Source organism: Crocosphaera sp. UHCC 0190 (assembly GCF_034932065.1).
Lineage (GTDB): Bacteria > Cyanobacteriota > Cyanobacteriia > Cyanobacteriales > Microcystaceae > UHCC-0190.
The window spans coordinates 69,876-94,875 of record NZ_JAYGHP010000003.1 but is presented as its reverse complement, the minus strand read 5'-3'; the positions used below and the strand labels follow the sequence as shown (position 1 = coordinate 94,875).

At 36.7% G+C, this 25,000-nt stretch carries 22 protein-coding genes and 1 riboswitch; of the genes, 10 read left to right on the top strand and 12 right to left on the bottom strand.

Going from position 1 to position 25,000, the window contains the following annotated elements:
• Positions 1-34 precede the first annotated feature (34 nt).
• Positions 35-220, top strand: coding sequence for a hypothetical protein (locus tag VB715_RS05865; RefSeq protein WP_323300268.1), 186 nt, complete (start codon positions 35-37; stop codon positions 218-220).
• Between the two features lie 79 nt (positions 221-299).
• Here VB715_RS05865 and VB715_RS05860 read toward each other — a convergent pair whose 3' ends face one another.
• The gene (locus tag VB715_RS05860; protein WP_323300267.1) at positions 300-1,250 is read right to left on the bottom strand and encodes a homogentisate phytyltransferase; all 951 of its coding nucleotides are present in this window, start codon (positions 1,248-1,250) and stop codon (positions 300-302) included.
• Positions 1,251-1,356: 106 nt separating this feature from the next.
• Between VB715_RS05860 and fmt the strand changes: the two genes are divergently transcribed.
• On the top strand, positions 1,357-2,361 hold the full coding sequence (gene fmt, locus VB715_RS05855; protein WP_323300266.1) for a methionyl-tRNA formyltransferase: 1,005 nt from the start codon (positions 1,357-1,359) through the stop codon (positions 2,359-2,361).
• Here the strand turns inward: fmt and VB715_RS05850 are convergent.
• Positions 2,358-2,714 carry a DUF6464 family protein gene (locus tag VB715_RS05850; RefSeq protein ID WP_323300265.1) on the bottom strand — a complete coding sequence of 119 codons (357 nt, stop codon included), beginning with the start codon at positions 2,712-2,714 and terminating at the stop codon, positions 2,358-2,360. The two genes, fmt and VB715_RS05850, sit on opposite strands and share 4 nt — an antisense overlap.
• A 109-nt stretch (positions 2,715-2,823) precedes the next feature.
• Positions 2,824-2,974: riboswitch (cobalamin riboswitch) on the top strand.
• A 43-nt stretch (positions 2,975-3,017) separates the two neighbouring features.
• Between VB715_RS05850 and VB715_RS05845 the strand changes: the two genes are divergently transcribed.
• Complete coding sequence (locus VB715_RS05845) at positions 3,018-3,686, top strand: HupE/UreJ family protein (RefSeq protein WP_323300264.1); 669 nt, start codon at positions 3,018-3,020, stop codon at positions 3,684-3,686.
• Between the two features lie 53 nt (positions 3,687-3,739).
• Here VB715_RS05845 and VB715_RS05840 read toward each other — a convergent pair whose 3' ends face one another.
• Complete coding sequence (locus tag VB715_RS05840) at positions 3,740-4,591, bottom strand: peptidase C39 (protein WP_323300263.1); 852 nt, start codon at positions 4,589-4,591, stop codon at positions 3,740-3,742.
• A 145-nt stretch (positions 4,592-4,736) separates the two neighbouring features.
• Between VB715_RS05840 and bcp the strand changes: the two genes are divergently transcribed.
• A complete protein-coding gene (gene bcp / locus VB715_RS05835; RefSeq protein WP_323300262.1) occupies positions 4,737-5,213 on the top strand; it encodes a thioredoxin-dependent thiol peroxidase in 477 nt (158 codons plus the stop codon).
• Between the two features lie 31 nt (positions 5,214-5,244).
• On the opposite strand, the gene serS is transcribed toward bcp, so the two are convergent.
• The 5 genes from serS to VB715_RS05810 all read right to left on the bottom strand — a co-directional run bounded on the left by serS (position 5,245) and on the right by VB715_RS05810 (position 11,686).
• Complete coding sequence (gene serS / locus VB715_RS05830) at positions 5,245-6,528, bottom strand: serine--tRNA ligase (protein ID WP_323300261.1); 1,284 nt, start codon at positions 6,526-6,528, stop codon at positions 5,245-5,247.
• Positions 6,529-6,639: 111 nt separating this feature from the next.
• Positions 6,640-8,283, bottom strand: coding sequence for a tetratricopeptide repeat protein (locus tag VB715_RS05825; protein ID WP_323300260.1), 1,644 nt, complete (start codon positions 8,281-8,283; stop codon positions 6,640-6,642).
• On the bottom strand, positions 8,283-9,569 hold the full coding sequence (locus VB715_RS05820; protein ID WP_323300259.1) for an ATP-binding protein: 1,287 nt from the start codon (positions 9,567-9,569) through the stop codon (positions 8,283-8,285). The genes VB715_RS05825 and VB715_RS05820 overlap by 1 nt, the downstream gene beginning before the upstream one ends.
• Positions 9,570-9,701: 132 nt before the next feature.
• Positions 9,702-10,913 (bottom strand): glycosyltransferase, encoded by a 1,212-nt coding sequence (locus VB715_RS05815; RefSeq protein ID WP_323300258.1) that lies wholly within the window; start codon positions 10,911-10,913, stop codon positions 9,702-9,704.
• A 20-nt stretch (positions 10,914-10,933) separates the two neighbouring features.
• Positions 10,934-11,686: a DUF2993 domain-containing protein gene (locus VB715_RS05810; protein WP_323300257.1), complete on the bottom strand. Its 753-nt coding sequence runs from the start codon at positions 11,684-11,686 to the stop codon at positions 10,934-10,936.
• Positions 11,687-12,022: 336 nt separating this feature from the next.
• On the opposite strand from VB715_RS05810, the gene VB715_RS05805 reads away from it, so the two are divergent.
• A complete protein-coding gene (locus VB715_RS05805) occupies positions 12,023-12,472 on the top strand; it encodes a PH domain-containing protein (protein WP_323300256.1) in 450 nt (149 codons plus the stop codon).
• A gap of 132 nt (positions 12,473-12,604) precedes the next feature.
• Here VB715_RS05805 and VB715_RS05800 read toward each other — a convergent pair whose 3' ends face one another.
• Entirely contained in the window at positions 12,605-13,951 is a 1,347-nt protein-coding gene (locus VB715_RS05800; protein WP_323300255.1) for a Caspase domain-containing protein, read from the bottom strand.
• A complete protein-coding gene (locus VB715_RS05795; protein ID WP_323300254.1) occupies positions 13,948-14,379 on the bottom strand; it encodes an NUDIX hydrolase in 432 nt (143 codons plus the stop codon). Before VB715_RS05795 ends, VB715_RS05800 begins: the two co-directional genes overlap by 4 nt.
• Positions 14,380-14,521: 142 nt before the next feature.
• Here VB715_RS05795 and VB715_RS05790 point away from each other — a divergent pair, with 142 nt between their 5' ends.
• The gene (locus tag VB715_RS05790) at positions 14,522-16,948 is read left to right on the top strand and encodes an endonuclease MutS2 (RefSeq protein ID WP_323300253.1); all 2,427 of its coding nucleotides are present in this window, start codon (positions 14,522-14,524) and stop codon (positions 16,946-16,948) included.
• A 13-nt stretch (positions 16,949-16,961) separates the two neighbouring features.
• Positions 16,962-17,951: a hypothetical protein gene (locus VB715_RS05785; RefSeq protein WP_323300252.1), complete on the top strand. Its 990-nt coding sequence runs from the start codon at positions 16,962-16,964 to the stop codon at positions 17,949-17,951.
• Here the strand turns inward: VB715_RS05785 and VB715_RS05780 are convergent.
• Both VB715_RS05780 and VB715_RS05775 read right to left on the bottom strand, forming a co-directional pair.
• Entirely contained in the window at positions 17,944-20,028 is a 2,085-nt protein-coding gene (locus tag VB715_RS05780; RefSeq protein ID WP_323300251.1) for an acylase, read from the bottom strand. The genes VB715_RS05785 and VB715_RS05780 overlap by 8 nt on opposite strands.
• Before the next feature lie 33 nt (positions 20,029-20,061).
• Positions 20,062-20,604, bottom strand: coding sequence for a TetR/AcrR family transcriptional regulator (locus tag VB715_RS05775; RefSeq protein WP_323300250.1), 543 nt, complete (start codon positions 20,602-20,604; stop codon positions 20,062-20,064).
• A 156-nt stretch (positions 20,605-20,760) separates the two neighbouring features.
• On the opposite strand from VB715_RS05775, the gene VB715_RS05770 reads away from it, so the two are divergent.
• The 3 genes from VB715_RS05770 to VB715_RS05760 all read left to right on the top strand — a co-directional run bounded on the left by VB715_RS05770 (position 20,761) and on the right by VB715_RS05760 (position 24,993).
• The gene (locus tag VB715_RS05770; protein ID WP_323300249.1) at positions 20,761-21,147 is read left to right on the top strand and encodes a hypothetical protein; all 387 of its coding nucleotides are present in this window, start codon (positions 20,761-20,763) and stop codon (positions 21,145-21,147) included.
• A gap of 121 nt (positions 21,148-21,268) precedes the next feature.
• The gene (locus VB715_RS05765) at positions 21,269-21,409 is read left to right on the top strand and encodes a hypothetical protein (RefSeq protein WP_323300248.1); all 141 of its coding nucleotides are present in this window, start codon (positions 21,269-21,271) and stop codon (positions 21,407-21,409) included.
• A gap of 98 nt (positions 21,410-21,507) precedes the next feature.
• Positions 21,508-24,993 carry a helicase-related protein gene (locus VB715_RS05760; protein WP_323300247.1) on the top strand — a complete coding sequence of 1,162 codons (3,486 nt, stop codon included), beginning with the start codon at positions 21,508-21,510 and terminating at the stop codon, positions 24,991-24,993.
• Positions 24,994-25,000: the final 7 nt, after the last annotated feature.

Sequence of the window (25,000 nt, the reverse complement as noted above, 5' to 3'; positions counted from 1 at the left end):
GTAAACTAAAACCAATCATTGGGAGGAAAATGAAATGGAAATTCAACAAATTAAAGCAATGATTGAACGAGCTTTGGCAGATGGCCGGTTGTCTCGTCAAGAAGATGATGATATCAAAGCTGCTATTTTTTCCGATAAAAAAGTGACAGAAGAAGAAATGAAATTATATAGAGAACTTCAAAAGCTGGTGTTTGAAGGAGATATAATTCTTGATAATTAATAGATTGTTAATATGAGTTAAATTTTGTATTTGATATTTCTAGTAGGGCCTCCGTAGTGGCCCTTTTCTGTGGTTATCATTAATGGAAAAAACAAGCGATAGGAAAGAGTAAATATTCTAAAAAGAATAATTTCCAAATAAATTGATAAAAACGAGCAATTGAATCTTTATCTTCTAAGTCTACCCGTTGACTACGCCATGAAAGTAACCCCAATAGACTCAGATGGGACAAAATTAAAACCCATCCATTAATATTAGAAATTTGCAAAAATCCGATGGCGATTATACCTAAATAACAAAACAGAATGATACCATAAGTTATCTTGAAAATTGTTGATTTTCCAAGTATTATGGTGAAGGTTGTAATATTATATTCTTTGTCTCCTTCCAGATCAGGAACATCTTTAAAAATAGCGATCGCCACAGTAAACACCACCACAAAAGCGGTTAAAATCCAAACAGTAGGAACTAAAACAGAGGTGTTAATAAAACAATTACTAAAATACAAAAACAGTCCTAAATTAACAATAACACCCCTGACTGTAAAAATACACAAAGCAGCTAAAAAAGGAAACTGTTTTAAGCGAATTGGCGGTAAAGAATAAGCTGTTCCAATTATTAAACTAATGGCCACAGTTACCCCTAACCAAAAACCGAAAATAAAAGCAATAATCAAGGCAAAAACACCAGAAATCCCTACAATCAAACGCCCTTGTAATAAAGAAAAATCCCCGGAAGCTAAGGGCAAATAGGGCTTATTAATTTGATCAATTTTGATGTCTTCTAATTGATTTAATCCCACAATATAAATATTGCCACACAAACAGGCTATTAAAGCCCCTAATAACTCCGTAATATGGTTGAAAGTAATCTCTGTTTTAAAGGTTGCTAGGGCAATTAAATACAAGGCAAAAACACTTAAACTGGTGCCAATAATTGTATGGGGACGGGAAAAATTCCAGAAACTTGACAGCCAAGATAAAGGGTTTCGCAAAAAATTTTTAGGTTGATTGACAGAAATTTGAGACATAGATTTTTTGAGATTACTATAATTACTTAAATACTGTAAAATAGATCAAGAATAGAGTCAACGTAGATAATATAAATAGTCTTAAACTTATAGGCAAGGAGAATCGATGAAAGTTGTATTTTTTGGAACCCCTCAATTTGCTGTCCCAACCCTACAAAAATTATTAGATGATCCTAATTTTGAGGTTATTGGGGTGGTAACACAACCAGATAAACGAAGGGGAAGGGGTAAACAATTAATTCCCTCACCTGTTAAAAAAGTGGCATTAAACCATCCTATTCCTATCTGGCAACCCAAACGTATCAAAAAACATTCAGACACCCTTTCACAGCTAAAAAATGCCCAAGCAGATGCTTTTGTTGTCGTTGCTTATGGACAAATTTTATCTAAGGAAATTTTAGAAATGCCCAAATTAGGATGTATTAATGTTCATGGTTCTATTTTACCTCAATATCGAGGAGCCGCACCCATTCAATGGAGTATTTATAACGGCGATCGCCAAACGGGAATTACTACAATGTTAATGGATGAGGGTATGGACACAGGGGCGATGTTATTAACAGCTTACATCAAAATTAATTTGTTAGACAATGCTCATCAAATTGCTGAGAAATTGGCTAATCAAGGAGCAGAATTATTGATAGAAACGTTACAAAAATTACACAACAGAGAGATTCAAGCCATTGCCCAAGATTCAGAAAAAGCAACTTATGCTCCTTTAATTAACAAAGAAGATTATATCATCAATTGGTCAAAATCTGCCATTGAAATCCATAATCAAATTAGAGGATTTTACCCTAATTGTTTGACTAATTTTCGGGGTGATTCTCTCAAAATTATAGTAACAATTCCCTGGCAATCGACTTATTTGGCTGAATTAGGTGAAGGGTTAGAAATGCCAGAAAAACAGCAAGATTCTCTTACTTCTTTAAAGGGAAAACCTGGGGAAGTAGTTAATATCATTAAAAATTTTGGACCTGTTATTCAAACCGGAGAAGGATTACTATTATTAAAGGAAATTCAGAGATCTGGTAAAAAAGTTCAATCAGGGTGGGATTTAGTGAATGGGACACATTTAGCTTTAGGGGAAATTTTAGGGAGTGATGCTTAATTTTTGATGTCAAAAAAATGACAATTTTGACAAGGGCCTTCCGGGTTTACTGCACAGCGTAAAATTTCCGAATGAGCATTAAAACGACAGTTAATATCTCCCACTATCCAACGGCCATCAAGTAAACTTTTTTCCGTGGGAGGTTGGGCAATTTGTACATAAAGAGAGATTTTATTGAGACAATAACCACCGACTTGATAGCGATAATGATGATGAGTTTCTAACACTGCATAAGTTTGTCCTTCTAATTCAAAATAGTTACCTGGTTGTGGCCTCCAGTCTAATTGAATTTTTCCTAAAAATTGATGAGGGTACGTTAAAATTACTTCTGTCATTAAAGAATCAGCTTTCATTCTTTTATGGGTTCAGAAAATTATTCTGTATCATGATAACGCGATCGCCTGATTTGGGTAGCTAAAAATTCTTATTTGTCCTTCGCTGGTTTAGCCTACAAAAAACTGCTATGATACCCAAGCGATCGGTTCTAGTGGGGAACAGTCACTAGGCGCAAGGGGGAAAGTTCGGTGTAAGTCCAACCCTGTCCCGCAACTGTGATGAAACTTAAATAATAAGTTTCTAAGTCAGAATACCTGCCGATTATTCCGCTATCGTTATCAATTGAACGATATTGTTTTTACTCTATCTGCGAGGTACGGATGAGATTTGCTTTCACGAAACATCAGCAACGCTTCAATCTTAGCATTATTCTAACTCTTTTTTCCCTATTAATCCTAACACAATCTGCCTCGGCTCATCATCCTTTCGGGGGAAAAACGCCGTCAAATTTTTTCGAGGGATTTTTATCAGGATTAGCCCATCCTATCATTGGATTAGATCATTTTGCTTTTATCATTGCCAGTGGATTATTAGGAACGAGATTTAAACAAGGATTCTTAATTCCTATTGCTTTTGTTGTCGCTACGATGGAAGGAACAGGAATTCATTTACAGGAGATTAATTTACCGTTACCAGAAGGCATAATTGCCACTTCTGTGATTATTTTTGGGGGATTATTAGCCCTCAAAAATAATCCATTTTTCTCTTCTTCTATTTCTATGATAATTGTGGCAACTGTGGCGATGATTGCCGGAATTTTTCATGGTTATGCCTACGGAGAGGCCATTGTTGGCTCAGAAATGACCCCCTTAGTTGCTTATTTAAACGGGTTTGCTACAATTCAGTTATTGGTGGCTTTTGCTGCTTTTGGAATCGGTACAGTTATCATACAAAAATTGAGTGGTAAAGCCGTTTATATTTTACGAATTGTTGGCTTGGTAATTAGTTCAGTAGGATTTGTCTTTTTAGGGGCTTCTTTTAGTAGTTAATAATTGCCATAAAACATGGAGACGTTAGATCTAACGTCTCTACAAAATTCAGGTTAATTAATAAAAATAACTTCACCGAACCAGTATCCTTCTAATTCACTGATTTTTTTAAGTTCGACCCCGAATAAGGGATTTCCGAGAATTAACGCCTGATTTTCTTGATCTATACCTAGTAATGCAACCGCATGGGGAAATTGCTGACTTAACCATCTTTGCTTAACATGAAGTAGGGCAAATTGATGACGTTCTAGTAATTTGTTTAATGGGAAATCATAATGATATTCAGGGTTTAATCCTAATTGTTTCATAGCCCTAATTTCTGCAATAGTATTAGTTCCTAATCGATTGGTTTGTGTTAGTTTAACTACATCTTTCTCTTGAATATTAGGATGTTTTCCGCTAATTCTGGCGAGGGTTGCAATAGTTGCTGGCGCACAGGTTACAGTCGTTGATTGTAATACAACTCCGTCACTTGTTCTAAACTCTCCTAAATCATTAACAATGGGAGAAAACCAATACAATAGTAAACATAAACAGAAGGTAATTCCTGACAGTCCAACTAATAACTGATTGCGGCGTTTACTGGATGACCAGCCTGATAATTCTAACAATAATAACAGACCACAAATAAAGAAACCAAAGCCCAACAATACTTTATCAAAACTCGATTGAAGATACAATAAAAAAAGATGAGGAACTAGCCTAGGAAACTGATAATATACATTAGAGCGATCAAGAACAATTAATAAGGTTAAAATAGTTACTAACCCCAGAAAAATTGTCCTAGCTGTTTTTTGATGCTTTTCTAAGGCATTTTCAGCAGTAATTCCTTTTTGGGATAAAGAATGACCACAAAATCCACCAAATCCGAAACCAACAATGCTAGAAATAATTAGATTGAGCATATCGCAAATATCCCTATTTCTATCTATAATAACGATGATAATGAGTTAGTGTCACTGGGAAAATCACGGAAACTTTAACCTTTTTATTCTCGTGATCTCTATCACTTTATCCACAATCAAACTATTATCACTTTCCTAATGTAAAATGAGTAAATTATTAGAAATTGGGCAACCGGCCTCCAACTTTACGATTAATAATCAAGACGGTAAAGCGGTTAATTTAAACGGTTTTTTAGGACAATGGTTAGTATTATATTTCTATCCTAAAGATAATACTCCTGGTTGTACCACAGAAGCGCAAGATTTCAGCAAATTAACCCCAGAATTTGAGGCATTAGGGGCAAAAATTATCGGAATTAGTCCTGACTCAGAAAAGTCTCATTGTAAGTTTATTGCTAAACATCAATTATCTTTAGAATTACTGTGTGATTCTGATCATCAAGTGGCAGAAAGTTATGGAGTTTGGGGGTTAAAAAAATTCATGGGGAAGGAATATATGGGGATTATTCGTTCTACATTTATCATTAATCCAGAGCAAAATATTGCCTATATTTGGTCAAATGTTAGGGTTAAAAATCATGCAGAAACAGTGTTAAAGAAATTACGAGAATTACAAAGTTAAAGAGTAGGGTGGGCAATGCCCACCTTACAAATTATAAAGTTTCTCGCTTTAAATAGGGTTGTAAAACATCAGGAACTTTAACACTTCCATCTGGTTGTTGATAGTTCTCTAAAATAGCTGCCATTGTTCTACCAACTGCTAAACCTGAACCGTTCAAAGTATGAACATATTGGGTTCCTTTTTTGCCCTTTTCTTTAAAGCGAATATTCGCCCGTCTTGCTTGAAAATCCCAACAATTAGAACAACTAGAAATCTCTCTATAGGTTCCCGAAGAAGGCAACCAAACCTCTAAATCATAACATTTATTCGCCCCAAATCCTAAATCACCTGTACACAATTCTAAGACTCGATAAGGCAATTTTAAAGCCTGTAAAATGGCTTCTGCATTGGCAACTAATTGTTGATGTTCTGCTTCTGAAGTGTCAGGATGAACGATTTTGACCAATTCTACTTTATTAAATTGATGAAGTCGAATAAGTCCCCTAGTATCCTTGCCATAACTTCCCGCTTCCCGACGAAAACATGGGGTAAATGCACAATGTTTTATCGGCAATTTTTCCGCTTCTAAAACTTCGCCACTATAGAGGTTTGTCACGGGAACTTCTGCCGTTGGTGCTAACCATAAATCATCATCAGGACATTTAAAACTTTCCTCGGCAAATTTAGGCAGTTGTCCCGTTCCTTGTAGGGCAGCACTATTAATTAAAACCGGGGGCATTACTTCTATATATCCCGCCGCAATCTGTTGCTCTAACATAAAATTAATCAACGCCCTTTCTAAAGCTGCTCCTGCCCCAATTAAGGCAATAAAGCGACTTTGAGCGATTTTAACGGCTCTTTCTACTTCTAAGATGCCTAATCTTTCGGCAATCTCCCAATGGGGTAAGATTTCAATTTTAGGTAAATATTCATCCCCCCATTTACGAATTTCTACGTTTTCAGTTTCATTTTTCCCAATAGGTGTAGACTCACTAGGAAGGTTCGGTAATTGTAATAATAAAGCTTCAATTTCTGCTTTTAATTCTTTTTCTTGAGGTTCTAATTCACTGAGTTGAGTTTTGATGTTACTTCCTTCTTCTTTTAGGGTTGTGATCTCGTCTCCCTTGGGGTTAGTTCCGCTTTTAATTTTTTGGGGTATTAATTTGCTAATTTCGTTACTACGCGCTTGTAATTCGCTACGAGTTGCTTCTAGTTGTCTGGTGGTGCGATCGCGTTCTAAAATGGGCGTGAGATCGTATTCCTGGGAAGGACTGCGACGGTTGAGTAATGCTTGTATGGTTTCTGGATTTTCTCGTATCTGTTTAAGGTCTAACACGAACAATATCACCCTGTTTTAAAGATTCCCTCTGCTAGAATAGCGGATTTTGTGAGCAATAGCAGAAGTCCTAGGGGCATAATATATTATGCCCCTACAGAAGTCTTATGTTTAAACATTGCATCCTAAGTTTTCTTGAATGTTTAACTTTTTACGCATTGAAGCTAAATTATTACGGATAGTGAAAGTGTCAAGATGATTTTTACCTAATGTTTTTTCTGCCATCTCTAATGCTTCTAAATATAAGGGTTCTGCTTCTGTATATCTTTCTTGAGATTCGTAGAGTGATGCGAGATTATTGAGAGTGGTAGCAAAATCAGGATGACTGTTTCCTAAAAGACTTTTTATTAAGTTTAACGCTTCTAAATATAAGGGTTCTGCTTCTTTATATCTTTTCTGAGATTTGTAGAGTGATGCAAGATTATTGAGAGTGGTAGCAACATGAGGATGGTTGTTTCCTAAGAGACTTTTTATTAAGTCTAACGCTTCTAAATATAAGGGTTCCGCTTCTGTATATCTTCCTTGATATTGATAAAGTCCTGCAAGATTGTTAAGAGTTTGTGCAACATTATGATGATTATCTTCTGAAAGACGTTTTCTTAAGTCTAATGCTTCTAAAAATAAGGATTCTGCTTCTGTATATCTTTTCTGAGATTCGTAGAGTCCTGCAATATTATTGATACTTTGTGCAACATCAGGATGATTATCTCCTAAGAGAGTTTTTCTTAAGTCTAATGCTTCTAAAAATAAGGATTCTGCTTCTGTATATCTTTCCTGAGATTCGTAGACTATTGCCAGATTATCGAAACTTTCTGCAACATCAGGATGATTATCTCCCAAGAGACGTTTTCTTAAGTCTAATGCTTTCAAAAACAAGGATTCTGCTTCTGTATATTTTCCTTGATATTGATAAATTTCTGCAAGCTCACTAATAATTAATCCATACTCTAAATCATGTTCTTTATTAAGAGTGTGATATAAATCTAACGCCTTTAAATAATACTCAATTGCTTTATCTTGTTCTTCTTTATAATTCTGTGACTCTCCCCTTTCTGTTCTATTTTTATAAACTTTACCTAAACTATTATACAGGGTAATTAAACTAGCATCTTGATTGCCTTTTGTTTCTTCTACCTGTTCAACTAATGCTTGTAAATCCTCTAATGGTAATAAATATTCTTCTTCTTCGATATTATTTAGTTCCAAAGTAAAAGCATTTAATTCTTCAATGGGAACCGTAACAGTCTTTTTAGAAATAAACCGAAATACTCCTTTTCTCCAACTCCAAAAATCAGGGGCTTTTTTACTAATCTCAATTTCTAATTGTTTAGTTACCCAAAGAATAATAGTAAAAGGAAACCGTCTTAATGCTTCTCTTGTCCACTGTAAATATCCTAAGAAAACTTCTTGTTCTGATCGTTCATCATTTAAAGATAAATAGCGTAATTTTTCTGCACCTGTTACAGTAATAACTGCATTTGTTTCTTCCTGTAAACACTTTTTTTGTTCTACTAAATTAGCAATTGATCTGCGTAAACTAGGTTCTTCTTTTGGTAAAGTTATTTGATAACAAGGAATATTTTGTTGTCTTAATTCTTTCTCATATTGATCAATAATTTTATCTCGATAAGTCAAATCATCACAAACGGCAATCAGTAAATTTAAAAGTCTTTCATTTGCTTCAATGCTAACAATTAAACCATCATATTCTGTCTCATTCTGATTATTTATTTCCGCTAAATCAAGGGTTTCCATTAGCTTTCTTGTCTCCGCTTCAAGAGTTCAATAACAATGGGATGAACATCATACCAAAGTTCATCATTGCGATATTCTAAAACATATAAACCGTGTAATAAATCTAAGAATTTTTGGTCTTTAGGATCATCAGGGTTAAAGACTTGATAGGTTTTTTCTAATATTTCGTAATCTGCTTTACCTAAACGAATTGAAAAGTCAAGACGTAATTTCTTAATAGCTTCTTTTAGGACTTCATAATTAATTTTTATATCTTTATTATCAGTATTTTTGCGAAGTAATTGTAAACAAATACGACAACAACCATTAGCAATACGAATCACTTCCCGTAACACACCACCACTATAAAGAATGATCTCTTTTGCGGTTTCATCCTCTATTAAATCAGTTGATATTCTTTTATTTAAGACATTTAATAAGGTTTCGTTTGTTTGAGGAATAGTAACAGCATTCTCCTTACGACTTTCTCCTTTATTAAATATCTTATAGACTGGCATAGGAATAATTCTATCATTTGTTTCTGTCTCCATTGCATCTTTTAAATCAACTTCTCGATAAGCAGCAATGGGAATACTAAAAATAATCATAAAACTTGGTTGAAATAAGGCTTTAATATTGTCCTTATAGATTTCTCTAACAACTGCTAAATCTAATTTATCCAAGTCATCAATGATAACTATAATTTTTTTATTGCTAACCGATGAAATAGTAGCGGCAATTTCATTAATACGGGAAATAAGCTTAGAAATATCTCTTAAAAAAGTCTGTTTAATTTCATCTCGAACTGTTTTATCTGCTTGTAATTTTCCTGTAATTATTTCAAACAGGTTAATACCAAGAGAACCCGATGTTTTCAAATCTTCTTGTATAATGCGTGTATGACTAGCAAACCACTTATAAAATTGTTGTTTGATAGATTCACTAATTTCTATATTTTGTGCTTCTGCTTCAGCCATTAATTGTACACCAATGGCAAATAAAATATTAATATGATTCACGTCTGACATTTCAATGATGTCAGAAATTGAGAAAAATACGGTAAAATATTCATCAATAATCAGTTGACGAAATTTCGCTAAAAGGGTTGATTTTCCGCACCCACGATGTCCGGTAAAAATGATTTTACCATTATCATTTTTAGCTTCTTCAACTAAAGATATTAATTCATCAATAACTTCGTTTCCATAGTCTACTTGAAACTTCTCAAGGTCTTGTTTTTTCAACAGAGGTAATAGGGTCAAATTTCTAGATGCTTCTTGAAATGATTCGCGTAAATCTTTGTCCATTGCTGTTCCCTCTGTAACCTATAGCGTTAGGAAAAAGTATTAATTAATGTTCTTACTGAGATCAAAGTTATTTTCTTAACTTTGTAGGGTCAATTCATGAATTGACCCTAAATCCTAATTATAGGGCAATAATCAAATTTTCACTTCCCCTTCCCATAACCCTAATTCTATTAAGCCATTCCGCAGGTTTTCTGCTTCTTCTGGACTGTTTTGTTCTTCATAAAGATTAACAGCTTTTATGAACGCTTTAGAACTTTCAGGTAATTTATTTAACTTAAATAATACTACCCCAAGATTCTGATAAGCTGCCGCATAATTAGGACTCAACAAAAGTAATTTTTCATACACTGCGGCTGAATCTTCTAATTTACCCATGGCACTCAAAACCATAGCAAAGTTATAGTATCCGTTGATAAAATTGGGATCAATTTGTAGGGTTGTTTTGTAAGCTTGGGCCGCATTTCCTAAGTCTCCTACCTGTTGTAACACCACCCCGATGTTATTATAAGCCCCTAATTTTAACGGCGGCATTATTTCTTGTTCAATGGCTTTTTGATAATGTTTAATTGCTTTTTCATTATCTTCTTGTTTGGCGTGAATATTGCCTAAATGGTAATGCAGTTCATATAAAACGTGGCTGTCTGCTTTATTGGATTTTAAGCCTTGTTTAAGTAATTTTATGCCTTCTTTCTCTTTGCCAATTTGAAAATATAAAGCCCCCAATTTACTACAAGTATAGGGATCATTGGGATGGGTTTCTAAAAAGCTTTCCATTGCTTTTTGGGCGCGATTATATTTATCTAAAGATGCGATTGCCCCTGGTGTGTACCCATAATGAAAAACTGTAATGGCAGGTAAATCTACAATCTTCCAATAGATTTCTGTCTTTAACAATTCCACTACACTATCGTCAATTATCGCATGATAGGGACGGGCAAAACTAATTTCTGGGTGTTTACGAAATAACCGAGAAACTAAAGAATAAGGCGACTGAGATGCCCCAATTTCATGCCGTACTAAATTAACGACTAAATTCTCATCTATGGCAATTGCTTCTTTAATTTGTGGGACGACTTTCCGGTTTAAAACCTCATCAGCATCCAGAATTAATACCCAATCTCCAGTGACATATTTTAAGGCTTCATTACGAGCCTCTGCAAAATCGTTACCCCATTCAAATGTTGGAATAATTGCCCCAAATTCTTGAGCAATTTCTATGGTTTTATCTGTTGATCCGGTGTCCATGACCACCATTTCATCCACGATACCTTTAACACTTTCTAAACATTTGGGTAGGTTTTCTTGTTCATTTTTAACGATCATGCAGAGGCTGATTTTTGTCATGGTTACTCCCAATAGTTCTCTTACTTGCGTTGCGGAAAACGATCAATTTTCGCAATTCCGTAAAAAATTAACTGTTTATTACGGATACGAATACGATCAACCCTTAGTTGTGTTCCATCTAAGGCGAATTTATCTAAGTCTAGCAAGTCATTCACATGATCAATCAAAGCTTTTCCTAAAGTTTTCGCTTTGTCATCTCCTTGATAGGTAACATCCACAAATTGTATTCTACGTCGCTCCTGTACATCAATTTGCGCCGTCATATCTAAGGCGATGGTTTCCCCGCCTTTTCCTAGCTGAATTTGACTCTTAATCGTTAAAGACTTATCATCATTAACCAGCATCTGGGTATTTTGGAAATATAAAGATTGTCCCTCATGCTCTAACCTTTGCAATTTTTCCACCACAAAGGGAGTATTAAAAGATGTGGTTAAGTCGTCTTCGGTGAGGACAACCCGCATACTCGCTTGAGTAGGCTGTCTTAACTTCACCTGCCCTTTAAAAATGGCACTGAAGTCAATGGAAACCGCTTGGACGTATAATTCCATGTCTTCAATCCGCAGGCCATTGTACATCAGCATTCCGTTGCCAATGAAGTCAAAACCGTCCACGCTGCCTTGTAATAACTTGGCAACAGGTTCGGCCCGCACCGTTGCTTCTACTTTGCCCGTTCGCTTGAACAGGGCGGCGATCGCAGCACTAACGGCTTTGCTGACGATTTGATCGCCACTTTGATTGGGGAAGGGGATTGTACCAAACACGACTGCTGTCATTTTCCATTACTGGGTTGTACGCTTTTTGATCTTAGCATTAAGAAATATTAAGTGCTGTAACATTTTTTTACATTTGCTCCCAGGTTTGATTAACCATAGACAAAAAGCAATCAAAAGAATTGATGTTTGAGAAGGTTTTTGCCTCTAATTTTTCCAGGTTGTTAGGACTAAAACCGTTGTCCAGTCTTGGTTAAAGGGATTTTACCCTGATCTTATGAGTTTTCTCGATTCATAGATGAGAATTAACGATGAATTCAGAACTACTGATTAATCTAAGCTCACTTTTGCTTCGGCTGCTATGATAATTTTATGATTTCTTGTTTTTAACGAATAATTATGAGCCAAATTTTTCCGATCATACCACCACCGGACAAAACTTTTTGGTCTTTAGGTATTTTTATTTTATTAATGCTTGGAATACTCTGTCTTTTCTTCTATATTGCTTATAGTTCTTCTCATCTTCAAGTTGAATTAAATGCTGAAGAACTTCGCATTCGTGGAGATTTATATGGACGCAATATTCCTGTAAGTTCTTTAGTAGTTAATGATGCTTCTATAATTGAATTAGATAAGCAATCGCCTTATTATCCCAGTTGGAGAACCAATGGAATTGGACTACCTGGGTATCTTTCTGGATGGTTTAAGCTAAAGAATGGAGATAAAGGACTTTTGTTTGTTACTGACAAAAAACAAGTGCTTTATCTGCCAACTGATGAAGATTATTCTCTTTTAATGAGTATTAAAGAACCGGAGAATTTTTTAGAAGCTTTGCAAAAATTGCCTTAAGACTTTTCCAGAAAAAAGGTTGTAATCTGTTTAAAATAGGACTTACACAACGCCTAACTGATTTGTGTTTTTTGTAGGGGCAATTCATGAATTTTCCCTGCAGTTAGCGTCTGTGGTTAAGTCCTGAAAAAATTATTTCCAAGAACTTGATTCACATTTAATTAACCCATCCAAAATATTAATGTCTTGTTGGTTATTATTTTGACGAACTTTAGCTTCCATCTTAACATTGAGAAGTTCCATTAAAAGGCGAATTTTATAAGCTTTTTGTTCCTGAGTTACTACTTGATCAGGGGTTAAACTTTCTAAATTTTCTAGAGATGATTTTTGGGGATTAAATTGCAATAATTTAACCAAAGAAGAGATAACGTATTTTTGTTCAGGACGAGCATTTTTTGCTAATTCAAGAATAGGAATATTAACCAACTCATCAATATCTTTTTTAGAGGCTTTTTCTTGTAACCAAGTTTCCGAGGTAGAAACAGGCAAATCTGATGTTTCTTCATCAACTTTAGCAAAAGCATGAGCTTCTGAATAACTGACCCGCCCATCTTTATTATAATCGGCAGAAGTCACCTTTTGACCAATACGATTAACCCCACTTAATCCAGCAAAGAAACTTGAACTATAATCTTCATAATCTGCTTCATTAACTTCAGGGGTACATCCCACAGATGGCAGGGTTTTAATTGTAGCAAAAAAGCCACATCGAGTTTGTTTGGCTAAGGGTTTATTAGGATCACCATTTTGATAGATAAAGTTCGCAAAAGAACCGGAAAAACATTGAGCCATCATCGTAACAATATGAGTATCTTGGGGTAATTTATCTAAAGTATTAGAAAAATTTCTAACAGTTACAGGGGTATTATTCCAAAGCATAAATGCGTTATTATTCGCGTTTTCATGATTTAAAATACCATGACCAGTAAAATAGAAAAAGAGCGGCTTATTAGCAGACTGATTACTTTTATTTTGCTCAATCCAATTTTTAAAATTATCAACCGTTGCTGAACCGTTTAAATTAGGAATATTAGGGATTTTAAACTGTTCTTGTCCTTGAGAATTTATGTAACGAATGCTAGGTTTTTCCTCATTTCCATTTGCAAAAAATATGCTAGTAGAAGGGGTATTAAATCCCATGTTTTTAAGGGTTCTTTGGAAATAAAGAAGATTTTTTTCCAGGGCAATTTCATTAGATTCAGGACTACCACCCCCCCCAATCACTAAAAAATTAGGTTCTGTTGATTTTGGTTCACAGGGTTCGGGAGATTTTTGCCAAGATTCTTGAAACAAATCACTAATAAAAGCGGTGGTAATCAAAGGTTTTTGGAAGTCTTTTTTTTCTCCTTGTAAAAGTTGAAGAAACCATCCTTGAAAAGATTGTCTAAAGGTATATTCACCAGAAGAAGACTTGTCTAATAAGCCGACTAAGCTTAATGATAAAAGACAAATAATGATGTTTTGATATGGTTGACTCATGATATATCTTGATTTAAAATTAAAGGTAATTTTTCTAAAATAATCTTAATCTCTATTTCTTTGATTCGGTTAATTGCTTCTTCTAAACTTACCCATTGTCTTTGTCTAAAAGATGCTTCTAACCAATCAATATACAAGCTTTCAACCGACAATAAAAAAATTTGAACTCGGCAAACTCCTCCACATTTTTCATAAGTATAAATCCCCCGTAAAGTATGATCTACTTTCCCTTTAACTCCTGCTTCTTCGAGAGCTTCTTTAGCCGCCGATGCCTGTGGGGTCATCTTTGGCTCTATAATTCCTTTAGGGATAATCCACCGCTTTTTATTACTAGAAGTAATCAGCAAAATTTCGATCTCTCCCTGATACCAACGATAGGGAATAACGGCAGACTGTTCAATATAACTGTTCAAAGGTTGGTTCACCATAACAAAAGCCTATCGACTATAGCGGTTAATTATTATTTTTTCTATTAATATACTCAGTAGTCTGAAAATTGTTGTCATGAAATTGAGTTGTTGCCCTAAAATAGTAAGCAGTTAATAAATACTTTTATCCTAGAATACCGCCTTGATTCACCAAGAAACCTTAAACCTTTTAGAATGGCCCCGTCTTTGTCAACATTTGGCAACTTTTGCTGCGACCAAAATGGGAGTAGTGGCAGCGAGAAACCTACCTATACCCACAACCTTACCAGAAAGTAAGCAACTTTTAGCCCAAACCCAAGAAATTTATCGCCTTGAACAAACTTTAGACGCAGGGTGGACTTTTGAAGGCATTACTGATGTCGGGGACTCCTTAGATAGAGCTAAAATAGGCGGTATGCTTTCAGGGCAAGAATTATTAAATATTGCCACCACCTTAGCAGGAATGAGACGGTTACGACGGGTTATTGATAATTATGAAGATCTACCAGTTTTAACCGAATTAATTGCGGATATTCGCACTTATCCCGAATTAGAACAAGCCATACACCATTGTATTGATGAAGGGGGCAAAGTTGCCGAGCGTGCTAGTCCCAAATTAGGGGAAATTCGTCATCGTTTGCGGGAAATAAGAGATAGAATTTATCAAAAACTGCAAAATATTATGCAGCAGAAAAGCGCTGCGATCCAAGAAACACTAATTACTCAACGGGGCGATCGCTTTGTCATTCCCGTTAAAGCCCCCCAAAAAGAGCAAATTCCTGGCATTATTCATGATACTTCTAGCACGGGAGTAACCTTATATATCGAACCCAATTCTATTGTAGAAATGGGCAATAAACGCCGTCAATATTTACGGCAAGAACAAGCAGAAGAAGAAGCAATTTTGCGACAGTTGACGGAACAAGTGGCCGCAGTAGAAGAAGACTTAGAATATTTACTGGCGATCGCCACCCTCCTCGACTTAGCCACTGCGAGGGCCCGTTATAGTTTTTGGTTGGGAGGAAATGCCCCTCGCTTTATTGAGGAAGGGGAAACCGTCACCCTCAGACAGTTACAACATCCCTTATTAGTCTGGCAAGAAAAACATGAACAGGGTTTTCCGGTAGTCCCTATTAATGTCCAGATTAACCCAAATATTCGTGTTATTGCCATTACAGGGCCGAATACAGGGGGAAAAACCGTCACTTTGAAAACGTTGGGTTTAGCAGCGTTAATGGCTAAAGTTGGCTTATTTGTGCCAGCCAAGGAACCAGTAGAACTGCCTTGGTTTGAGCAAATTTTAGCAGATATTGGGGATGAACAGTCAATAGAACAGAGTTTATCGACTTTTTCTGGTCATATTCGCCGCATTGTTCGTATTCTTGAAGCTTTAGAGGAGGCAGGAGGAGAAAATGTCCCACACCCCCTCACCCCCTCACCCCCTCACTCTTCTTTAGTGCTTCTAGACGAAGTCGGGGCCGGAACAGATCCCGCAGAAGGCAGTGCCTTGGCGATCGCCTTACTCCATTATTTAGCGGATCATGCCTTATTAACCATGGCCACGACCCATTATGGGGAACTCAAAGCCCTGAAATATCAAGATGCGCGGTTTGAGAACGCTTCGGTGGAATTTGACGATCGCACCCTTTCCCCTACTTATCGCCTGTTGTGGGGCATTCCAGGGCGGTCTAATGCCCTAAGTATTGCCCAACGATTAGGGTTAAGTACGGACATTATTGAGGAAGCTAAGACCCGTATTGGGGGACTTTCTCAAGAAATTAATGAGGTTATTGCTGGTTTAGAAGAACAACGTAGACAACAGGAACAAAAAGCTTTAGAAGCAAAAAAATTACTACAACAAACGGAGAAATTCTATACAGAAGTGTCAGAAAAAGCTGCTTCTTTGCAGGAAAGAGAAAGGGAATTAAAACGTTATCAAGACCAAGAAGTACAAAAAGCAATTGCACAAGCAAAAGAAGAAATTGCCCAGGTAATTCGTCAATTACAACAAGGAGAAAAGACGGGACAAAAAGCCCAACAAGCAACGGAAGGACTTGCTAAAATTACGCAAAAACAGTTAGCTAAAACTCCTAAACGTTCTCTGAATTATCAACCTAAAGTCGGGGAAAAGATCAGACTTCCCAATTTAGGACAAACCGCAGAAGTATTAGAAGTTTCAGAGGAAAATGAAGCGGTAATTGTGCGCTTTGGACTGATGAAAATGAACGTCCCTTTTACGGAAATTGAGTCATTAGATGGCAAAAAAGTAGAAACCAAAGTTAAGGAAAAAACCCCATCTGTTACCCCTTCACCTCAACCGTCAAAACCCCAATCTCTGCCCACTATTCGCACCTCTCAAAATACCATTGATATTCGTGGGAGTCGGGTGGATGAAGCTGAATCAGACTTAGAAAATGCCATTGCAAAAGCAACTACATCGGGGGTTTTATGGATTATTCATGGCAAAGGAACAGGAAAATTAAGGGCAGGAGTTCATGAATTTTTGAAACGTCATCCCCAGATTGACAAGTTTGAATTAGCTACCCAAAATGAAGGGGGATCAGGAGTTACATTAGCTTATTTTAAATAAGAATGAGTAATAAATGAACGAGCAAACAGCTAACTATGATGAACCTTGGAAAGAAGCTTTAAATGAGTATTTTAACGCATTTTTAAACTTCTTTTTTCCCCATGTTTATCAATTAATTGATTGGACTCAAACTCCTCAATCTCTTGATAAAGAACTACAACACATTATTGCATCATCGGAAACACCAACCCGTATTGCTGATAAATTGTATCAAGTTTGGTTATTAGATCAACAAGAAATCTGGATTTTAATTCATGTTGAAGTACAAAGTCAATATGAATCAAAATTTGCCCAGAGGATGTATATTTACAATTATCGAGCTTTTGATTTGTATCGTAAACCTGTGGTTAGTCTCGCCATTTTAGGAGATGAACGAACCAATTGGCGACCTAATGTGTATAATTATAGTATTGGGGATTGTCGAATTAGTTTTGAATTTCCTGTTGCTAAATTACTTGACTACGAAGAAGAATGGAACGCACTAGAATTAAATAATAATCCCTTTGCTGTCATCGTAATGGCACATTTGAAAACTAAAACAACTACCACTAACCCCCAACAACGGGAACAATGGAAATGGTCATTAATTCGAGGATTATATGATAGAGGAAAGACGAAAGAAGAAATCATCAAACTCTTTCAAATCATTGATAAAATGATGACCTTACCCAAACAATTACAGCAAAGTTTAAACGAAAAAATTCAGCATTTTGAGGAGGAAAGAACTATGCCTTTGCTTAGTAATATGGAAGAAATGGCAATAGAAAGAGGCAAAGAAATTGGCAAAGAAATTGGTAAAGAAATTGGCAAAGAAATTGGTGCATTACAAAAGAGTCATGATGCCATAATAACAGTTTTAAACGCGAGATTTAGTCAAATTACTCCAGAAATACAGGCTCAAATTCTTCAAATTCTTGATTTATCTGTATTAGAAGAAATCTTAAAATTAGCAGCAACCGTCAACTCTTTAGATGAATTTTCAGCCCGAATTCTGGTTAATTAACCAATTCTTTCAATTCTAAATGCTGTTCAATTTCGTTGCGATCGCGCCAAACTGGACGCATTTTTCCTTCTGAATATAACGATAATTGATCGCCAATATGAGCAGAATTAGGTTGAGTTGCATTGCCATAAACCATTAAAACTTTAGCCTGAATTGGATCAGAAAATTCAACGGCCATAATAAAACTATCTCCAAAAACCACCTGAAACTTCTCATCCTTTGTTGCTTGTAAATTCAACACCCTAAAACTGCCAAACATACCCGGGCCACCACTTGCGGGTAAATCTTTCTCACCTACCCGCATTCTCACCACCTCTCCCCATGACACATCTAATGACCCATATAACAGTTTAACTTGGGCGGCAATACCTTCAATCACCGCAACAGCAGTATTAACATCCGCTAACCCTGACGGTGTTTCTAATGGGTTTTCAGGGTTCCAAGGTTTAGAAAAAATGCCTTTTGCTTCTAAAGTTGAGGCCCATAAGGTAAATAATACGGCCCCACGACTGTCAGCATTGGTTTGACGATCCCATTTTTTTAACACTTCTGCTGCTTCAATACCAATGGGGTTTGCTAATGCTTTGGTAGTAGAAATTAAGATATCTAAAATACGATCTGCAATCACTAATTCTGAGGAGAATTTTTTCTCAATTACCTCATCTAAACTGAGTTTTTCTGACTCACTTAACAGTTGAATTGAACGCTGCGATCGCAAAATATTAGGGGCATCTCCTAAAGAAGCAGGGGTTAAATATTCAGGATAATCTTTGGGGTTTAAAGTAGATGGATAGGTACTTGTCCAGGGGGGATCATTGGTATTTTGTAACCATCCTGTCGTGGGGTTAGCAAGACGGGGTAAGTCTTGATAGGAATGATAATCTGTCCATAAAGCTTTTGACGTATCTCCTGGAATAATTCCCTGCCAATCTTGCCAATTTCCTTGAGAACGAATGGGGACTAATCCATTAAAAACATACAGGATGTTTCCTTGTTTATCCCCATATAAAAAGTTAAATAAAGGCAATTGTAATTGTTTTAATCCCGCTTCAAATTCTTCTAAATTCTTGGCGTTTCCTATTCGCCATAATTGTTCTAAACTGTGGGGTCGATCTAACCCCGTCACTCGCAAAGCGTAACCATAATCTTTTTGTTGATTAATAATTACCCCATGAATAGACTGTTTTACACCAAATTCTAATTCGGTGTAACTGCCATTTTTTTGCCTAATTTTTAACTTTTCAGTTTCTTCTTCTAAGGGTTTTAGTTGACCATCCCAAAAATATTTTTCTTCTTGTAATTTTAATTTATAAATATCGGCACCATCAATAGGATTAACCGTAACTGTCCAACCTAAATCATCATTAAAAGCAATGGCTAAGACTGGCATTCCCACTAAGGTTGCGCCATAAAGATTTACGCCAGGGGCGGTTAATTGTGCCTCATACCAAAGGAAAAAATCTGACCAAGGTAAATGGGGATTCGCTAATAATAGGGTATGATTATTGTTGGATTTTTCAGGGGCAATTACCCAACCATTTGATCCCGCTTCTGAAGCAATAGTTTTTAAGGATTTTACGCTTTGAGGGTTGGTAAGAAAATGAAAGTGTATCACCCGTTGAAAATGAGCTAAAATATCGGTTCCTGTGATGGGTAAAACAACTTTTAATTCTTCATCAATTTCTTGGGGATGTTGCGCCACATATTCGTTAATTCCTTGGGCAAAACTATCTAAATATTGCTGCATTTCCGGGCTTTGTTTTTGATACCATTGTTTGGCTCTTTTGGGAATTCCCATTGTCCTCACATATTGATCGGACTCAAGGGAATTAAGCCCCCAATATTCTGCTCCTTTTCCTCTCGCTTGCCCATATAATTTTAAAATTAAATTGCCATGACTTCTGGTTTGGGCCCAACCAAAAGCTTTAAATAAACTGTTATTGTCTTTTCCATAAATATGAGGAACTCCCCAAATATCCCACAAAATTTCGGTTGAATTGGCACTCATGACTGGAACATTAAAGATGAATAAAATTACTAACAGTGTACTTAAGAAAATTGCGAGAAATTGCTTCATTATAAGATTAATATATTTTTGACTGTTTGTGTCTTAGCTTAAAAGTTTGTCCGGCAGATTTTCAATGATTCGCTCGAAAGGTTTGGTGTTATTCAGTCCTCTGGCTAAAACTAATGCACCTTGGATTAATATAACCCCTTCTTCTGCTCTTTGATAAGCAATTTCTGTTGCAATTCCTCCCTCAATTAAAACCTGCGCTAATTCTTCAATCCAGGTTGTAAAGGCTTGCTGAATCTGTTCTTTGAATAACTCATTTCCTTCCCCAAGGGCGATCGCATTTAATAAACAGCTTTCTTGTCCTTGGCAGTAAAATTCCCTTAAATTTTGACACATTTGCTGGAGACGTTCCCTAGGCTCCTTTTTATTCCACAAGGGAACTAAAATCATCCTCTCAAACCTTTCTGCAACATAGCTTAAGACTGAAGCCCCTATCTCTTCTTTGCCTTTGGGAAAGTGATGATATAAGCTCGATCTCCCTAACCCCGTTGCTTGGGATAAACGGGATAGGGTCGCTCCTTCATACCCATGCTGCCGAAAGACTTCAATTAGCTGAATAATCGCTTTTTCTCGATCCATGACTTGCTTTGTCTATCTTTTTCCCTATTGTACCGAATGTTCTGTTAAGGGTTGACGATTGTACCGAACGTTCGGTATAGTCAGAGCAAGTGAACGAACGTTCGGTACAGACCGAAAGGAAAGAAACCATGATTAAACTTTGTAGATGGGGAAACAGTGCTAAGAGATGCACAGGGTATTTTAGGTTACTTAGCGCGTCGTTATGGAAATGAACAATGGTTGCCCAGTGATGCAGAATCTTTCGGTCGTGTAATAGGTTGGTTATCGACAACAGCAGGAGAAATTGGTCAAGGGCCAGAAGCAGCCAGATTATATTATCTTTTTAATGCCCAAAGCGTAAACATTGAAGTTGCCCAACAGAAATCTGAATTTATTTTGAGCAAAATTGAGCAACATTTAACAGACAGAGAATGGTTAGAATTAGACCATCCCACCATTGCGGATCTGGCAGCGTTTCCTTATATTGCTTTAGCAAAAGATGGCAAAATTTCCCGGCTCTCCCGACATCTTGGTATAAAATGTATAATCAGCTACAATACTTAAGATGGTGGGTTACGACGCGGATTAAAACTTATTAGTTTTTCATCAAAATCATAGCCGCGTCTAACCCACCCTACGAATTATAAGCTTTACTTATCACCACAAGTACGGGAGAGCCGTTATTTTGATTAAAGTAGCAGCCTTTGATTGGAATTGTCCGCAACATATACCCCTAGGTTATTCAGAAGCAGAAGTTAAGGAAATGATCGAGCCATTGAAGGCAAGAATTCAAGAATTAGAAGGTTTGGGTGATGGGGAAAAATAAGCAAAATTTGCTCGTAGCGTTAGAAATCGAGAAGATAGGGGCACAATGAAAATGTAGCACTTTCTCAAGAATGATTTGTAGCAAAATAGGGAAAACCTATGCCCCGTATTTTTGACAACATCGATGAAAAAATCTTAGATTCTCTCAAGAGTAGTTTAAATGATGCAACCAGGGCTGATTTTTGTGTGGGATATTTTAATTTAAGAGGATGGAAACTCATTCATGATGAAATTGAGCAGTTTTCGGGAGATAAATCGTCTTGTTGTCGTCTTTTAGTGGGAATGCAACGATTACCTAAAGATGAACTCCATCATGCGATCGCTTTAGGTAGTAAAAACACTAGAATTGATTCGGCCGAAGTCACAAGATTGAGAAAACGAGTCGCTGAAGACTTTCGACAACAGTTATTAATTGGTACACCGACAAACGATGATGAAATTGGACTGCAAAAACTCAAAAAACAACTTCAATCAAAGAAATTAGTAGTTAAACTCTATTTACGTCATCCCCTTCATGCCAAACTTTATTTAATCCCCCAAAATCATCCTAACTTACCGGCGATCGCTTTCCTGGGTAGCAGTAATTTAACCTTCTCAGGACTCTCAGGACAAGGGGAACTTAATGTCGATATTCTTGACCATGACGCAACCCGAAAACTGCAAACATGGTTTAATGAGCGATGGGATGATAACTTTTGTGTGGATATTTCAGACCAATTAGCAGAAATCATCGATCAAAGTTGGGCAACTGACCAATTAATCCCCCCTTATTATGTTTATCTCAAGATGGCTTATCATCTCTCCCAAGAAGCCAGAGATGGGTTAAGTCTATATCAAGTTCCCCCAGAGTTTAACTTATTTGAATTTCAAGAAGCTGCCGTGAGAATTGCTGCTCATCATGTTAACCGTCGAGGGGGAGTCATGGTGGGGGATGTGGTTGGTTTGGGTAAAACTTTAGTGGGGACGGCGATCGCCAAAATCTGTGAAGAAGATTTCGGGTTTAGTACCTTAATTATTTGTCCGAAAAATCTTGTTCCCATGTGGGAAGACTATCGAGAGACTTACGGACTTAGGGGTAAGGTAATGTCCATTAGTCGAGTTATTAAAGATTTACCCCATGTTCCTGCCCGATTTCGCCTTATTTTAATTGATGAAAGTCATAATCTTCGCAATCGAGAAGGACAACGTTACGCAGCGATTAAGGAATATATTGAGCAAAGTGACAGCCGATGTATCTTATTAACAGCAACTCCCTATAATAAAACCTATTTAGATTTATCGGCTCAATTACGCCTATTTGTCCCAGAAGATAGAGATATTGGCATCAAACCCGAAGCCCTCATCCGAGAATTAGGGGGTGAGATGGAGTTTAACCGTAATTATCCCCAAACTCCCCTAAGAACTCTCTTAGGCTTTGAAAAAAGCGAATATTCTGAAGATTGGCAACAGTTAATGAGTCGTTACATGGTGAGACGGACTCGCAGCTTTATTAAGGATAATTATGCTCAAACTGACCCGAATAATAACCGTAAATATTTAGAATTTTCAGACGGAACAAGGTCTTATTTTCCGACTCGTATTCCTAAAACTGCTCGTTTTGTGATTGGCACTTCGGCTTCGCTCAGTGCCAACATCGAGCATAGTCGAGATGTGGGAAACCAAGAAAATGATCCCTATGCTCGTTTATATTCAGACCGAATTGTTAATGTTATTAATGCTTTATTTTTGCCCCGTTATGGGTTAGGAAACTATGTCCTAGAATCGTCTAATATTGCGCCCACTCCTGAAGAAGAACTTATCCTTAACGGTTTATCCCGTGCAGGACAACGATTATTAGGCTTTTGTCGCACTAATTTATTTAAACGGTTAGAAAGTAGTGGAGAAGCGTTTATTCAGTCCATAGAACGGCATATTCTTCGCAACTATGTTTATCTTCATGCTATTAATGAAGGTCAACCCATTCCTATTGGAACCCAAGATGCGGAATTTTTAGATACTCGTAATAATGATCAAGATACTGATTCTTTGAGTAGTTTAGATACCAATATAGAAACTCAAGAAGATGATTCAACTGATGATGATGAATTTAATTTAATTAATGCTTTAACCCAACAAGAAGATGATGAATTTAATTTAATTAATGCTTTAGCCCAACAAGAAGATCAATATAAACTCAAAGCAGCAGAAATTTATCAATTGTATCGCACTAAGTACCGTAGGAGGTTTCGATGGTTGCATTCTAGTTTATTTCATGAGCAATTAAAAGCTAATTTGTTGTCAGATTCTTTATCATTAATGGCGGTTTTAAATTCCTGTGGTCAATGGCAAGCAGAAGAAGACCAAAAATTAGCTCGTCTCATTGAACTTCTCACTAAAGACCATCCTAACGAAAAAATACTGATTTTTACCCAGTTTGCTGATACTGCCAGTTATTTAGGTCAAGCTTTAAAAAATGCCCAAATTCAAGATGTTGCAGTGGTAACAGGCAGCAGTCATGACCCCACAGCCATTGCTCATCGCTTTAGCCCCAAAAGTAACAAAAAACAGGTTAATAATGAACTAAGAATCCTCATTGCCACTGATGTGCTAAGTGAGGGACAAAACCTTCAAGATTGCGCTATTATCGTCAATTATGATTTACCTTGGGCAATTATACGCTTAATTCAAAGGGCGGGACGGGTTGACCGTATTGGACAAAAAGCAGAAACGATTCTCTGTTATTCCTTCTTTCCGGCAGATGGGGTGGAACAACTGATCAACTTACGGGGAAGATTAATCAACCGTTTACAAGAGAATGCAGAGGTTGTCGGAACCGATGAGGAATTTTTTGAAGATAATGCCAATCGGGTCATTGTGGATTTATATACGGAAAAATCAGGGGTTATTGACGATGAAGAAGAGGGAGAAGTGGATTTAACCTCTGAAGCTTTACAAGTCTGGAAAAATGCCACTGATGCTAATCCAGACTTAGCTAAAAAGATTGAAAACCTTCCCAATGTCATTTATTCTACTCGTCACCATGTTCCCACCGCCACCGAACCAGAAGGGGTAATGGTGTATCTGAGAACTGCTGAAGGAACGGATGCCTTAGCTTGGGTAGATAAAAATGGCAACAGTGTTACTCAGTCTCAGATGAGAATCTTACGCATGGCTAGATGTAGCCTTGATACGCCAGCTAAAGAACGTCATCCCTCTCACCATGATTTAGTGAAAAAAGGGGCTAATAACTTAATTGAACAGTCAAAAAGCAGTGGGGGACAATTAGGAAGTCCCCGCAGTGCAAGGGCAAAAACCTATGAACGGTTAAAGCATTATCTGGATAAAATACGCACTGAAATGCCAATTTTAGCACAAGGACAAGAATGGGAAACTTTAGTGAGATCTTTTGAAGAAATTTATCAATATCCCCTCAAACAAAGTGCTATTACCAAGCTTAATCGACAGTTAAGAAGTGGCATCACTGATGAACAATTAGCTAATATGGTTATTTCTTTAAGAGAAACCGATGCTTTTTGTGTTATTCATCCCGAAGATGAACATCGGGAAGCTCAAATTATTTGTTCTTTAGGTTTATTTGGAGGATAATATAGTT

Bases quoted from the DNA above. Each gene is read 5' to 3' on its own strand.
- VB715_RS05865 (WP_323300268.1), top strand. From the start codon at position 35: ATGGAAATTCAACAAATTAAAGCAATGATTGAACGAGCTTTGGCAGAT.
- VB715_RS05860 (WP_323300267.1), bottom strand. From the start codon at position 1,250: ATGTCTCAAATTTCTGTCAATCAACCTAAAAATTTTTTGCGAAACCCT.
- fmt (WP_323300266.1), top strand. From the start codon at position 1,357: ATGAAAGTTGTATTTTTTGGAACCCCTCAATTTGCTGTCCCAACCCTA.
- VB715_RS05850 (WP_323300265.1), bottom strand. From the start codon at position 2,714: ATGAAAGCTGATTCTTTAATGACAGAAGTAATTTTAACGTACCCTCAT.
- VB715_RS05845 (WP_323300264.1), top strand. From the start codon at position 3,018: ATGAGATTTGCTTTCACGAAACATCAGCAACGCTTCAATCTTAGCATT.
- VB715_RS05840 (WP_323300263.1), bottom strand. From the start codon at position 4,591: ATGCTCAATCTAATTATTTCTAGCATTGTTGGTTTCGGATTTGGTGGA.
- bcp (WP_323300262.1), top strand. From the start codon at position 4,737: ATGAGTAAATTATTAGAAATTGGGCAACCGGCCTCCAACTTTACGATT.
- VB715_RS05825 (WP_323300260.1), bottom strand. From the start codon at position 8,283: ATGGAAACCCTTGATTTAGCGGAAATAAATAATCAGAATGAGACAGAA.
- VB715_RS05820 (WP_323300259.1), bottom strand. From the start codon at position 9,569: ATGGACAAAGATTTACGCGAATCATTTCAAGAAGCATCTAGAAATTTG.
- VB715_RS05815 (WP_323300258.1), bottom strand. From the start codon at position 10,913: ATGACAAAAATCAGCCTCTGCATGATCGTTAAAAATGAACAAGAAAAC.
- VB715_RS05810 (WP_323300257.1), bottom strand. From the start codon at position 11,686: ATGACAGCAGTCGTGTTTGGTACAATCCCCTTCCCCAATCAAAGTGGC.
- VB715_RS05805 (WP_323300256.1), top strand. From the start codon at position 12,023: ATGAGCCAAATTTTTCCGATCATACCACCACCGGACAAAACTTTTTGG.
- VB715_RS05800 (WP_323300255.1), bottom strand. From the start codon at position 13,951: ATGAGTCAACCATATCAAAACATCATTATTTGTCTTTTATCATTAAGC.
- VB715_RS05795 (WP_323300254.1), bottom strand. From the start codon at position 14,379: ATGGTGAACCAACCTTTGAACAGTTATATTGAACAGTCTGCCGTTATT.
- VB715_RS05785 (WP_323300252.1), top strand. From the start codon at position 16,962: ATGAACGAGCAAACAGCTAACTATGATGAACCTTGGAAAGAAGCTTTA.
- VB715_RS05780 (WP_323300251.1), bottom strand. From the start codon at position 20,028: ATGAAGCAATTTCTCGCAATTTTCTTAAGTACACTGTTAGTAATTTTA.
- VB715_RS05775 (WP_323300250.1), bottom strand. From the start codon at position 20,604: ATGGATCGAGAAAAAGCGATTATTCAGCTAATTGAAGTCTTTCGGCAG.
- VB715_RS05760 (WP_323300247.1), top strand. From the start codon at position 21,508: ATGCCCCGTATTTTTGACAACATCGATGAAAAAATCTTAGATTCTCTC.